The organism is Citrobacter sp. wls708, from assembly GCF_005281255.1.
Taxonomy (GTDB): domain Bacteria; phylum Pseudomonadota; class Gammaproteobacteria; order Enterobacterales; family Enterobacteriaceae; genus Citrobacter; species Citrobacter werkmanii.
In genome coordinates, this window is record NZ_SZXE01000023.1 from 160777 (window position 1) to 174328 (window position 13552).

12 protein-coding genes and 3 pseudogenes are annotated in these 13552 nt (G+C 48.9%); 12 read left to right on the plus strand and 3 right to left on the minus strand.

Annotated elements, in window-relative coordinates:
• Positions 1–16: 16 nt before the first annotated feature.
• From FDW97_RS16325 to FDW97_RS16360, 8 genes and pseudogenes are all read left to right on the plus strand, one after another.
• Positions 17–421 carry a hypothetical protein gene (locus FDW97_RS16325; RefSeq protein WP_014882359.1) on the plus strand — a complete coding sequence of 135 codons (405 nt, stop codon included), beginning with the start codon at positions 17–19 and terminating at the stop codon, positions 419–421.
• 64 nt (positions 422–485) lie between these two features.
• The gene (locus tag FDW97_RS16330) at positions 486–950 is read left to right on the plus strand and encodes a hypothetical protein (protein ID WP_004128343.1); all 465 of its coding nucleotides are present in this window, start codon (positions 486–488) and stop codon (positions 948–950) included.
• A gap of 97 nt (positions 951–1047) precedes the next feature.
• Positions 1048–1856: pseudogene (locus FDW97_RS16335) on the plus strand (DUF932 domain-containing protein).
• 30 nt (positions 1857–1886) lie between these two features.
• A complete protein-coding gene (locus tag FDW97_RS16340; RefSeq protein WP_137351334.1) occupies positions 1887–2330 on the plus strand; it encodes an antirestriction protein in 444 nt (147 codons plus the stop codon).
• A gap of 12 nt (positions 2331–2342) precedes the next feature.
• Positions 2343–2885: a DNA repair protein RadC gene (gene radC / locus FDW97_RS16345; protein ID WP_137351335.1), complete on the plus strand. Its 543-nt coding sequence runs from the start codon at positions 2343–2345 to the stop codon at positions 2883–2885.
• Between the two features lie 10 nt (positions 2886–2895).
• On the plus strand, positions 2896–3237 hold the full coding sequence (locus FDW97_RS16350) for a type IV toxin-antitoxin system YeeU family antitoxin (protein WP_170973691.1): 342 nt from the start codon (positions 2896–2898) through the stop codon (positions 3235–3237).
• Between the two features lie 20 nt (positions 3238–3257).
• Positions 3258–3599: a TA system toxin CbtA family protein gene (locus FDW97_RS16355; RefSeq protein ID WP_137351336.1), complete on the plus strand. Its 342-nt coding sequence runs from the start codon at positions 3258–3260 to the stop codon at positions 3597–3599.
• A 250-nt stretch (positions 3600–3849) separates the two neighbouring features.
• Positions 3850–4857 carry a restriction endonuclease gene (locus tag FDW97_RS16360; protein ID WP_137351337.1) on the plus strand — a complete coding sequence of 336 codons (1008 nt, stop codon included), beginning with the start codon at positions 3850–3852 and terminating at the stop codon, positions 4855–4857.
• A gap of 349 nt (positions 4858–5206) precedes the next feature.
• Here FDW97_RS16360 and FDW97_RS16365 read toward each other — a convergent pair whose 3' ends face one another.
• A complete protein-coding gene (locus FDW97_RS16365) occupies positions 5207–6061 on the minus strand; it encodes a hypothetical protein (protein WP_137351338.1) in 855 nt (284 codons plus the stop codon).
• Between the two features lie 165 nt (positions 6062–6226).
• Here FDW97_RS16365 and FDW97_RS23655 point away from each other — a divergent pair.
• Positions 6227–6336, plus strand: a pseudogene (locus tag FDW97_RS23655) (type VI secretion system tube protein Hcp); the annotation flags it as partial.
• Between the two features lie 64 nt (positions 6337–6400).
• Here FDW97_RS23655 and FDW97_RS16375 read toward each other — a convergent pair.
• Positions 6401–6526 (minus strand): annotated as a pseudogene (locus tag FDW97_RS16375) (hypothetical protein); the annotation flags it as partial.
• Between the two features lie 833 nt (positions 6527–7359).
• Between FDW97_RS16375 and FDW97_RS16380 the strand changes: the two are divergent.
• The 3 genes from FDW97_RS16380 to pdxY all read left to right on the plus strand — a co-directional run bounded on the left by FDW97_RS16380 (position 7360) and on the right by pdxY (position 11054).
• Positions 7360–8730, plus strand: coding sequence for a tyrosine phenol-lyase (locus FDW97_RS16380; RefSeq protein ID WP_038636869.1), 1371 nt, complete (start codon positions 7360–7362; stop codon positions 8728–8730).
• A gap of 189 nt (positions 8731–8919) precedes the next feature.
• Complete coding sequence (locus FDW97_RS16385; RefSeq protein ID WP_038636871.1) at positions 8920–10185, plus strand: aromatic amino acid transporter; 1266 nt, start codon at positions 8920–8922, stop codon at positions 10183–10185.
• Positions 10186–10196: 11 nt separating this feature from the next.
• A complete protein-coding gene (gene pdxY / locus FDW97_RS16390; protein WP_137346797.1) occupies positions 10197–11054 on the plus strand; it encodes a pyridoxal kinase PdxY in 858 nt (285 codons plus the stop codon).
• A gap of 423 nt (positions 11055–11477) precedes the next feature.
• Here the strand turns inward: pdxY and FDW97_RS16395 are convergent, their stop codons facing one another.
• Positions 11478–13031 carry an L-lactate permease gene (locus FDW97_RS16395; protein WP_137351340.1) on the minus strand — a complete coding sequence of 518 codons (1554 nt, stop codon included), beginning with the start codon at positions 13029–13031 and terminating at the stop codon, positions 11478–11480.
• Positions 13032–13552 lie beyond the last annotated feature (521 nt).

The following is a 13552-nucleotide window of genomic DNA, read 5'->3' on the forward strand; positions in this document are numbered from 1 at the left end:
GTCTTAAGGAACCTTTATGACTAAATATTATAGCGCTGCGACAGCCATTATTCTGCTGGCAACCCTGTCCTCAACGGCCGGAGCGACTGAAAATGACATCATTAAGGTCGATATTCAGAAGAATATTCAGGGTATCAATGTCACCGTTACGGCTAAAACTGACAATGTTCTAATTAAAAATATTGACGTCAACCGGGGTAAATGCCCGCTTCTGACGAAAGGAACCGTCACGTACCAAGGAAAAAGGCTTGAGGGCTGGGTAGCACAGGGTGCGACCTTCAGGCCCACCACGATGCATTTTGCTGACGGCCTGACCTGGCATTTCGGCCATACCTACCTTCAGCCACCGGCGGGCGTAGTCTGCAGCTTCCTTGAAGCCAGGGTATTCACCGACCAGGGCATTTTCACGGTTACCGAATAATCCAGCTACAGGATCAAACCTTAACTCTTTAGTGCTTTATATTGTTTATTAAAGGGAAATTATCATGTCATTCAGACCCATTGTGCCGCTTACCCTCGCACTTTGTTTCTCTGCTCAGGTGCTGGCTTTCGGTAAGCACGAGGCCTGGACAAGCGGCTTTGCGCAGGGTACAGCGGAATACACCATCCTCGGCAAGGGGCAGTCACAACTGTATCTGGCCTGCGACAGCTCTGGTTCACAGGCAGCGACTATCATCTTCACTGACGTGAACGGCCATCAGGTCAGCATGGACAGCGGCCATACCCTGACCATGAAAATCGATAACGCTGAAGAAGCCGATATCAGCGAAAGCGAATCCCATGTAGGTTCAGACAATGTGATGTGGGCATGGAATAAATTACGTAGCGGCAAGCGCGTTATTGTCTCGGGAACCAGCGCAAAAGCAGCAACGTTCACGCTCAACGGCGCTGCCACAGTTCTTCCTGAATTTGGCGATAACGGCTGCGTATCGAAATTTGCCCTTCCGTAAGTCTTACCCACAACGCTTAAAGCATCAGTAATACACCTCCAGCGCCCTGCTCATTCGAACGGGGCGTTTTCTTTTGTCTCACATACAGGAAATAACCATGAAATTAGCCAGCCGCTTTGGCCGTATAAACCAGATACGCCGTGACCGGCCTCTGACCCACGAAGAGCTGATGAGTCATGTGCCCAGCGTATTCGGGACTGACAAGCATGAATCTCGTTCAGACAGGTACACCTACATCCCGACCATCACCATCCTCGAAAGCCTGCAGAGTGAAGGCTTTGAGCCGTTCTTTGCCTGCCAGACAAAAGTTCGCGACCAGAGCAGGCGGGAGCACACCAAGCACATGCTTCGACTGCGTCGCGACGGGCAACTGACCGGGCATCAGGTGCCGGAAATCATTCTACTTAACAGCCATGACGGCTCATCAAGCTACCAGATGCTGCCGGGGCTGTTTCGTACGGCCTGGTCTGCGGTCAGTCATTCGGAGAAGTGCGGGTACCGCATAAAGGCAATGTCGTCGAGAAGGTGATTGAAGGGGCTTACGAAGTGCTCGGTGTGTTTGACCTGGTTGAGGAGAAGCGCGATGCAATGCAGTCACTGGCACTGCCAGAACCAGCCCGTAACGCCCTGGCGAATGCCGCGCTGAAGTATCGCTTTGGTGAAGACCACCAGCCGGTAACGGTATCGCAGTTGCTGACCCCTCGTCGCCGGGAGGACTACAGAGATGACCTGTGGACCGTCTATCAGCGGGTACAGGAGAACCTGATGAAAGGGGGATTGTCAGGGCGAACCGCACAGGGGAAAAGCAACCGCACCCGTGCTGTTACAGGTATTGATGGCGATGTGAAGCTTAATCGCGCCCTGTGGGTTATGGCAGAAAATATGCTCGATTTTTTCGGGCGTTAAACAACGGTTCCGGCATAAGGAGATAGTTTAATGAATACACAAAATCATCAGGTTGCGGAGCATACCGCAATTACTGCCTCGGTGATCCCTGACGAGTTACGCATCGGCTTCTGGCCACAGCACTTTGGCTCCATCCCACAATGGATAACGCTTGAACCTCGCATTTTCGCCTGGATGGATCGGCTGTGTGCCGATTACCAAGGTGGTATCTGGCGCTTTTCGACACTCAGCAACGGCGGCGGTTTTATGGCTCCCGAGTTAGATCACGATGAGAAGTGGACACTGTTCAACAGCATGAACGGCAATGGCGCAGAGCTTACCAGTGAAGCTGCAGGGATGGTCGCCTGTCTGATGGCTTACAACCACCACGCCTGTCTCACCGAGTGTGACGCGATGACTGAGCACTATTATCGCTTACGCGACTACGCGCTAAACCATCTGGAATGCAGCGCCATTATGCATCTAATCGACTGAGGAATACCTGACATGAATACCGCATTATCCCCGGTGTCAACGCAGCCTGAACTCTTTCCACTGGCGATTATGGCCCCGTATGGTTATTTGCTCCCTGCGACCTCCGGATTAACCCCCTATGCCCAACGGACCATCCGCCGGGCTATCAACCTGCTGGATAAATATCTGCGCCAGCCTGGAATAGCCTTTACCTCAAGTACTGCTGCCCGTGACTGGCTTCGGTTACAGCTGGCCGGACAGGAGCGGGAAGTGTTTATGGTGCTCTATCTCGATAACCAGCACTGTTTACTGGAGAGCGAAACGCTATTTGCCGGTTCGGTTAACCATGTCCAGGTCCATCCCCGTGAGGTAGTGAAGTCAGCGCTTCGCTTCAATGCTGCTGCAGTCGTGCTGGTGCATAACCATCCATCCGGTGATCCGGAGCCCAGCCAATGCGATCGCAATATTACGGGCAGGCTTAAAGATGCCCTGGCACTGGTTGATGTGAACACGCTCGACCATCTGGTTATAGGGTCAGATGGCATTGTGTCGTTTGCTGAGCGAGGCTGGATATGAGGGCACTTCAATGAAATCTACTGACTCAGAGAACGATACATTTCTAAAATGGGGACTGAATCGTAATGTGACACCTTGCTTTGGTGCTCGTCTGGTACAGGAGGGAAACCGGCTGCACTATCTGGCTGACCGGGCCAGCATTACCGGTGAATTCAGTAATGCAGAATCTTTGAAGTTGGATGAAGTATTCCCACATTTTATCAGCCAGATGGAGTCGATGCTGACTACTGGTGAAATGAATCCTCGCCATGCCCACTGTGTCACCCTGTACCACAATGGTTTCACCTGCGAAGCCGATACCCTTGGCAGTTGCGGCTACGTATACATCGCCGTTTACTCCACCCATCGTTAACTACTTTCACAAGAGCAAATATGAAAACTCTACCTGCAACAAATCCGCAGGCGGCGAAGCTATGTCTGTCGCCCGTGGCTTTCTGGCAAATGCTGCTTGCACGCCTGCTGGAACAACATTATGGGCTGACACTCAACGACACGCCATTCAGTGATGAAACGGTAATTCAGGAACATATCGATGCCGGTATATCTTTGGCCGATGCCGTTAATTTTCTGGTGGAAAAGTACGGGCTGGTTCGTATTGATCGCAGGGGATTCGACTGGCAAGAACAGTCCCCATATCTGCGGGCAGTCGATATTCTGCGGGCGCGACAGGCAACAGGTTTATTGAAAGCGCGGCACGGTGAACATTGGGAATAGCCTTCCTGATTCACACTGCAGCTTTCCTTACTTATTTAATTTACTCATTCCAAAAAGCACCTGCCGATGCTGGTTGGTGCTTTTACTTATATGGACGAAATATCATGCAAATTGAAGCTGTAATTTTAACTGGGCACATTATCGCAAGCATAATCCGGGAATGCTGGGCCGTCGTTGTTGATGGTTTTGACGCATACTACGAACAAGCTTATGATCCAGCATAATTTCTTTTCCTCATGAAGGGACTGGTATGGGCAACAGAATGTGGATGATTCGTGGCGATGGCGGCAAGCTCTATGACGATTTTCGCGATAAGCAAATTGTAGGCATAGGTTGGTCTCAGCTGGCTCCATTAGTCAAACCCGGCCTGTCCCGAGCCCAGTTACTCGACTTATACCAGGAGGCAGATCCCTTAACAAAGCTGGGAACAGCCCGTTCTGGTGCATCGCAGGTCTGGCGTTTTGTGAATGAGATCCAAAAGGGTGATTGGGTTATTACCTATTCGCCAGCCAATCGTACTTATCTGCTAGGTAAGGTTACATCTGATTTCCAGTACCACCCTGAATGGGTAGAAGAGGGGATGGGAATCGCTCGACAGGTTAAATGGAATACTGAAGAAATCGATCGCGATCGATTGTCTGTTGCTACCAAAAACACATTGGGCTCCACGCTGACGGTTTTCCAGCTTCCAGAATATGCTCTAGAAGAGCTTTTGCAGGATAAGAAACCTACGGTAGATGTGATTACTCAGAATCCAATTGCGATGGATGAAGATGAGGTCGTTTCTGATCCGCTCCGCGATATGGAAATGCTCGCGTTTGAAGGTATCAAAGATCGCATCAACTCTCTTGACTGGGACGAGATGCAAAATCTGGTTGCCGGAGTTTTACGCAGTATGGGCTATAAAACGCAGGTGTCACCTGCGGGAGCCGATCGGGGTAAAGATATCATTGCTTCACCTGATGGATTCGGTTTTGAAAATCCACGTATTATCGTTGAGGTAAAACATCGCAGGGAGCAAATGGGAAGCCAACAGATCCGCAGCTTTATCGGCGGTCGCCATAAAGACGATCGCGGGCTTTATGTCAGTACCGGTGGTTTTACAAAAGATGCTCGATATGAAGCCGACCGTTCGACGATACCACTAACGCTCTGGACGCTTGATGATCTCGTCCGTGCGCTTATTGAGAACTATGAGCAAGTGGATATTGAGACCAAACTTTTGGTACCTCTGAAGAAAACTTTCCTGCCTGCCTGAATCTTGCTTTGATAGCCATATCGGTGTTCTACTGGTATGGCTTTATACCCACTCGTAGTGTCTATTTTTTGTACGGATTTTAACTTGTGGGTACAAGTGTGGGTATAAATAATTATTCCTGATTGTAACAACATTGATATCAGTCTATTAGGTGTGAAATTCGAGTCCGGCCTTCGCAATTGGTTCTTAAGTATAACTATTTTTTATGGCCATGGGCTGTGATGTAAAAGAAAGATCGATATTTCAGTTTATACTGGCACTGTTTTCAGGTGAAAAGTTCAATTTGTCCCTCCCCCCTTCTTTTAAACCTTCACCTCAGCGAGAGTTTTGCGTCTCGGTGGCACGATTATTAAACTTCGCTATTATTATGTAATATATCGCACAAAATACGACTCGATTCCAGTACCGGAAGATCCTTGTTTAATAACGACGAACGCATCGGTAACCTGTTCAATAGGTTCTCGGTTTGTGAGGCGAGATAGGCAACTAGAGGGTGCGCATTTTTGTCGGCTGAAATCAGCCGAACGCTGTATTGTGTGATTGTATCTTTGCGACAGATTCCCGAGCAGTAGTTGGTTGTACCCGTATACCTGAAATCTTTAATTGAAAAGCTAAACATGCGCATTATTTTGTGAGCGTCACTCTGTTCAGCGTAATTATCCGCTATCCGAAATTTCACTGTATTTTCTTCAATATCATATTGATAAAGTAGTCGATGCTGCTTAAACAGTAAGATAAGCAGTAAGCGATTTATCCTGCTGAACTGTTCCGTCACCTCGATAAGGTCGTTTATCATTAAATTGGACTGCTTTTTCATTTTCCTATGAGAATGCTCCGTACATCTACTGGCACGAAGTGGCGGCCTCTCTATGCCTTTCTGCAATTGAGCGTTAATTACTTCATGATCAATAACATAATGAATATGCTTAATCGCAGGTTCCAGTGCCTCAATGGTAAACAGTTCGGTATAACCATCGCCTGCATCAATGCCTGTCTGATAATTGGTTAACAGAAAATGCAGCATTTTTTCTAGTTTAAAAACCTCTGACTGCGGCACGATAATTTGGTAAGAGCGCTCAAAATCCACTTCGCCCCAGGTTCGTGTTAGTGATTGAATGCGGTTATAGATGTTATTAGCTTTACCATTTTTCATCATCTTTTTGGCTGGGAAAATCAATAAATAGAGAAAGGAAAGGTTGTCCATAAAGCACCTCTGGTTGCGGTATTAAAGAAGGCAATGATAAAAGATTTCTCTTGTTAGGCGTAGCGCGCTGCGATAATGCGGTACGGCTGCCACTGGTAAAGGCTAGTAGAAGTAAGTTTGTTTAATGCCTTGAACACCGTTTTTACATGCTCAAGGCGCGAGCGGGGAACCGGGCATTTAGAAAGCGTATAACTGCGCTATGAAAAAATCACTTGGTGTATCGTAGATGGCAATATTCAATATACTGACGCTGGAACGAACGTACTACGGCATAAAGCAAAGATGGCGCAATACCCCATAATAAAGGCGCCCGCAGGCACCTCAAGGACTATCACACTCTCACCCCTTTGACGCTTTCCCCGCAATCACTCCGATAAACTCCAGCACCTGCTTTTGCTTGCGCGCGGAGAGCATTTTCACGGCGCGCAGGGATTTCATCAGTTCTGACTCTTCGGGTTCGGCGGTGCGTGCGGCATGCACTTCTGGATCAAATGAAACTGCAATACTATGCGTATCAGTTATGGTGACTATTCCCTTTAATAGTGACAGTGATTAGCGATGCGCAGGTGTTGGCGCACCTTCGCATCGCGCTAATAAAATCCCTGTAAATTACCCCAGTATCTTGGGTGAAGTCCAGATGTAAATAAGATGAAATAAGCGCGAATAGCACGCTTTTGGAATAAATAGAAAACGCCTTCATCTCAATAAATCCGGTATTATTCAGCGTATAAATTCATTACCTTCCACGCGCCTGAATATCCCCGCGCTCCAGAAAACAACGCCTGTCGATATCTGCCAAAAATGCGATCTAACTCACTGAAGCAAATAGCAAACTCTGAAACAACATCAATTTGTACACTTTGCTTTACACTTTTAGTGATGTGTATCACAAATAGTAACCCGCGAAGTGATCCGACTCTCACAAAATGGGGTGTACTCATTCACCAATACAAAATGAGAACAGCCTGGAAAGTAAAGTTTTCAGTATTTCCCGTCGCAGGTAACGCTCAACAGCGAACGACAAAACAACACGCAAAAAAAAACTTGTTGAATATGAATAGGTAAAAAAATGACGTGTGATTTGCATCACTCACATTTACAGATTTTGGAATTATTGCCAGTGATTAATGTTGCTCGAGCTATTTCCATAATCAATTAAATCTTGCATAGTGCCTCCACATTATTTCTCCCCCTGGCTCAGGAGGCGAATAGTTATATTTCATCAGACTTTATTGATGAACCAGGTATGCTTTACTTCACATTAATACGTACATGACCACTGTTACTGGAGAAACAAAATGAATTATCCGGCAGAACCCTTCCGTATTAAAAGCGTTGAAACTGTATCTATGATCCCGCGTGATGAACGCCTTAAGAAAATGCAGGAAGCGGGTTACAATACTTTCCTGTTAAATTCGAAAGATATTTATATTGACCTGCTGACCGACAGTGGCACCAACGCAATGAGCGACAAGCAGTGGGCCGGAATGATGATGGGTGATGAAGCGTACGCGGGCAGCGAAAACTTCTACCATCTGGAAAGAACGGTTCAGGAACTGTTTGGCTTTAAACATATTGTTCCGACTCACCAGGGCCGCGGCGCTGAAAACCTGTTATCGCAGCTGGCTATTAAACCTGGGCAATATGTTGCCGGGAATATGTATTTCACCACTACCCGTTATCACCAGGAAAAAAATGGCGCGGTGTTTGTCGATATCGTTCGTGACGAAGCGCACGATGCCGGTCTGAATATTGCATTTAAAGGTGATATCGATCTTAAAAAATTACAAAAGCTGATTGATGAAAAAGGCGCCGAGAATATTGCCTATATCTGCCTGGCGGTGACGGTTAACCTCGCGGGCGGGCAGCCGGTATCGATGGCAAACATGCGTGCGGTACGTGAACTGACAAAAGCACACGGCATTAAAGTGTTCTACGACGCCACCCGCTGCGTAGAAAACGCCTACTTTATCAAAGAGCAAGAGCAGGGCTTTGAGAACAAGAGCATCGCAGAGATCGTGCATGAGATGTTCAGCTACGCCGACGGTTGTACCATGAGTGGTAAAAAAGACTGTCTGGTAAACATCGGCGGTTTCCTGTGCATGAATGATGACGAAATGTTCTCTGCTGCCAAAGAGTTAGTCGTAGTGTACGAAGGGATGCCATCCTACGGCGGCCTGGCCGGACGCGACATGGAAGCCATGGCGATTGGCCTGCGCGAAGCCATGCAGTATGAGTACATTGAGCACCGCGTGAAGCAGGTGCGCTATCTGGGCGACAAGCTGAAAGCTGCTGGCGTACCGATTGTTGAACCGGTGGGCGGTCACGCGGTATTCCTCGATGCGCGCCGTTTCTGCGAGCATCTGACGCAGGACGAGTTCCCGGCGCAAAGCCTGGCTGCCAGCATCTATGTGGAAACTGGTGTACGTAGTATGGAGCGCGGAATTATCTCTGCGGGTCGTAATAACGTCACCGGCGAACACCACAGACCGAAACTGGAAACCGTGCGTCTGACGATTCCACGTCGCGTTTATACCTACGCGCATATGGATGTGGTGGCCGACGGTATTATTAAACTTTACCAGCACAAAGAAGATATTCGCGGGCTGAAGTTTATTTACGAGCCGAAGCAGTTGCGTTTCTTTACCGCACGCTTTGATTATATCTAAATAATCATTATGGCCCCATCTGGCGATGGGGCTTTTTTGTCTTCTTTTTCCATGAACAGGAAGCCTTTGCGGTGTCCGTTACCGTGACAGAACTATAAAAAGTAAACCCTGACTCCGACATTTTTATTATCCGCATGATGTACAAATGACAGCTGTAATTATAACGAATAGTCTACAGGAACATTTATCATGGATATTAATGCCATTGAGCGACAGAGTAGTACCCCCGGACTGATTAGCGGAACCATGTTGGTTATCGCGACCGTAGTGGGTGGCGGAATGTTTTCCCTGCCGATTGCGATGGCTGGCGTATGGTTCCCCGGTGCGTCGGTTATTCTTCTCTTTATTGCCATCATGATGTTATTAACCGGTCTGATGCTGGTTGAAGTTAACCTGCATTATGGCGCTGGTGCCAGTTTTAATACCTTTACCCAGGATTTATTAGGGCGTAAGTGGAATATTGTGGTGGGTATCGCTTTCGGCTTTGTGCTGTATATTCTGACCTATGCCTATATCTCCGGTTCATCGGCGGTGATGGCGCAAACCGTATTCAAATACAGCGGCGTACGTTTTCCGGCAAATATCTCGGTGATTATCGTCAGTATGCTGGTTGGGGCAATTGCCTGGTACAGTTCCTTGCTGGTTGGACGCATCACTACCGTGCTGATTATCGGTAAATTTGTGGCGTTCTTTGCCACCTTCTCCGGACTGGTGGGCCATATCGAAGTGGCAAAACTCGTCGACAGCGTGGCGGTGGCGCTGCCCAATTCGCAGTATCTGCCGTATATCCTGATGACGCTGCCGTTCTGCATTATCTCATTTGGTTTTCACGGTAACGTGCCGAGCCTGGTCAAGCTGTATGGCACGAGCGGGATTTCGAATATTACGCGCTCTATTATCATCGGCACGCTGTTTGCCCTGTTGCTGTATATCTTCTGGTTAGCCGTTACGATGGGCAACATTAGCCGTTCCTCGTTCCCGCCAATTATCGCCAAAGGCGGCAATATCGACGTGTTTGTCGAGGCCATCAGTGGGCTGTTCACCAGCCGTTATATGGATCTGATCCTGACCTTCTTCGGCAACTTCGCGGTAGCCAGTTCCCTGCTGGCAGCGACGCTTGGCCTGTTTGATTATATCGCCGATCTGTTTCATTTCCCGGATGACGGCATGGGCCGCCTGAAAACCGCGCTGGTGACTTACTTCCCGCCAGCCGCCGTGTGCTTCTTCTTCCCGAACGGTTTTGTGCACGCGATTGGTTACGCCGGTCTGGCCTTTACCATCTGGAGCGTGATCCTGCCGCCGTTCCTGGTGAAAGCTGCGCGGAAACGTTTTCCGACCGCCAGCTATACCGCGCCGTGTAATAACACCGTGCTCAATCTGGTGATTGTCTGTGGGGCGATTGTTTATCTGACGGTTGTTCTGGACGTATTTGGTCTGCTGCCAACGTTTCGTTAGACGGAGTCAAAATGAAAAATGTGTTGTCTGTTCAGTCGTCAGTCGTTTATGGCTATGCCGGAAATAAAGCCGCCGTGTTGCCGATGCAGCTTTCGGGGATCGATGTCTGGCCGTTTTACACCGTGCAGTTTTCCAACCACACCCAGTACGGGATGTGGCAGGGCATGGCGATGCCGCACGGCGAGTTGAGCGCCATCATCAGCGGGCTGGATGACCTGCAAAAGCTGGCGCAATGTGATGCCGTATTGTCAGGGTATCTTGGAGATAAACGCCATTGCGAAGAGGTCAAGCACGCGGTCACCACCATTCACCAGCGTAATCCGCAGGCGCTCTATTTTTGCGATCCAGTAATGGGCGACCCGCAAAAAGGCTGCATTGTCGCGCAGGGCGTGGAGTCCTTTTTTGTCGATGATGCCATTCAACTGGCCGACATAATGGGGCCGAATCTCTATGAGCTGGGCGTGCTGACGGGCAGACAACTGCGTAGTTTTGACGAGGTGGTGGAAGCGGCGCAGCAGCTGGTGGCATGGGGAGTGAAGAAGGTACTGGTGAAGCATCTCGGCGACTGCTCGCGTGACAAACAGGCGTTTGAAATGCTGCTGGTGACGGCGGAACAGACGTTACACATCGCCCGGCCGCTGTATAGCTTTGCCAAAATGCCGGTGGGCGTTGGGGATCTGATTTGCAGCGTGATGCTGGCCTCACTGCTCAATGGTTATGATGACAAGCTGGCGCTGGAGCGGACCACCAGTGTTGTTGACGCGGTGATGCGACTAACGAAAGAGCGCGACTCGTATGAACTGCGGCTGATAGACGCGCGTCACCAGATAATGGAGCCGCAGATTCGCTATCAGGCAACGGTACTGTAGCGCCGCAAGGAGGCTCTATGTTTCTGACATTACTACGATTTCAGCATCCGCTGGTCTACCGTTTTGCGTGGCTTCGTCTGTGGGTCAGGGTGTTAAGAGCGTGCGGGCTGCGCAAGTGAAAGGGGGCCAGTTGCCGGATGCGGCGCTTGCGCCTTATCCGGCCGACAAATGAGCGTGAAACGCAGACATTACACGCGGAAGTAGCGTGGTGGGATCAACGCAGAAAAGGCGTCGAACTTCTTCACCATCTTTTTCCAGAACAACATAACAACAATCCTCGATTTGAAACATCGGCGCTATTTTAGTCAGCGCCGACAAATCGTAAAGCCTGTCACCTCGTTCCGATCCCGGGGCGGTGTAAACCTTTATGGTCACCGCGTCGTCAAATACGATTGCCGCGAATTTGGCGGGGTTGACAACGGGTTACGCCATAAACCAGTAATAAAAGAGACCAACTTTCAGGCCGAGGATCACAATGTAGGCGCAGCAGTATTTCATGGTGCCAGACATTATCTGGTTGGCCTGACCGTCCATTTTGGTGGCTGAAACTGCGATGGCGATGCTCTGCGGCGAAATCATTTTTCCGCCCGTTGCGCCGGAGGTATTGGCCGCCGCCAGCCAGTTAGGATCGATATGCAGCTTACTGGCGGCAATAGTTTGCAGCTTACCGAACAGAATGTTCGAGTTGGTATCGCTGCCGGTCACAAACGTGCCCAGCGCGCCAATCACCGGGGCGAGGAAGACGTATGAGCTGCCGGTCAGATCGACAATCGACTGGGCCAGCGTGGAAATAATTCCGCTGAGATCCATCACCGTGGCCAGCGCGACGATCGCCATAATCGCCACAATGGAATTTTTAAGCTGGAAAATGGTTTTGATAAACACTTCCAGCATCCCACGTGCCGAAGCCCCCTGAATAAAACCGCCGATAATGGTCGCAAAGATGATCAGCATCCCCGGCGTGGTCACCCATTCCACTTTCAGCGCCAGGGTTTTGCCGTCGGCGAGCGTGAAATGCAGTACCGAGGCCAGTTGGGACGCCGCGGCTTTTATCGTCGGGAACAGCGGTGAACACAGCAGGATAAAGACAAAAATAAACAGATAGATAGAGCCCACGCGGAACAACACTTTTGCCGAGCGCGGCGTGGTTTCGCGGGTATGGCTGACCTCAATGCGCCATTCGGGATCGGTTTTTCCTTTGCGCAGGCGGCTGACTATCGCGACGGCAAACAGGCTGACCAGGCTCCCGGCAAAGGCAGGCAATTCCGCGCCAAGATGGATAGCGACAAAATATTGCGGAACCAGCGTGGTGATGCCGCACATCAGCGTGATCAGAAATACGCCGCGAATGGCTTTCAGGCCGCCGCCAATTATGCAGACAATGACAAACGGCAGCAGGATATTAAACAGCGCCAGTTGCAGAATAATAGTTCCGCCTAAGGTATAAACCGGCAGATTAACCTGTTCCGCCAGAATAGAAACCGGGATCCCGACCGCGCCGAATGCGGTGGGAACGGTATTTGCGACGAGAGAGGCGATCGCCGCCTTCAGCGGGTTGAATCCGAGCGCAATAAGAATGCCGATTGGAATGGCGACCGCCGTACCATAACCCGCCGCAGCTTCTAGGAATCCGCCAAAGCACCATGAAATCAGCAGCACCTGAATACGCTTATCTTCGCTAATGCTGGCGAGAATATCGCGCAGAATATCCAGCGCTTTGGTCGCCTGCATGACGTTATAACTGAAGATAGCGCCGAGGATCACTATCACGATCGGCCATAATCCCTTCAGTGCGCCATAGCCTATTGCGGCTTTCAGATTCTGTACGGGCATTCCCCAGAATAGTGCTGATAACGCGGCGGTGAAAACTAAAGAGATTAGCACGGAATAATGGATGGCCATTTTTAGTTTTAATATTAAAAATACCATCAGTAGTAACGGAGAGAGTGCCAGGGCAAACATAAAATATTCGTTCATTGCTATTCCCGATTGGTTTATTAAACCTGATTTATATTTATGGCGGGGAGGCTACATTGCTGGATTAATAAAAGCTGTAAACTGAATCGCTTCAGTGGATAAAGTAATTATGATTTGTGCTTTTGTAACTATTGTAATCTTTTAATTAAAATTTAATGCCGAATAAATATACTTAAGAGTAAGCGAAATACCTATAAGTAGTTATTTAACAACATGTTTGATAATGGTAGTGACGAGAATAGTTATCTCCTGAAACTATTCTTAAGGTGTTAATAATGCTGTTGTTTTAAATATAAAAATGTGAGCGATGCCGAAATAAATAAACCTGGGTATTGCATGTCCGAGTCGATTAGGGGATTATTTTGTTTTGTCATACAAATGAAAATACAGACATTTGCGATTGTCCTGATATAAGAAACGGAGAGTCGCCATCAAAGGAAAACGATCTGAGCATCATTATGAACCCAGGCATTAGTAAAACGAGCAAACCGAAAAACTGGGTGTGAAACACGATTGAACCT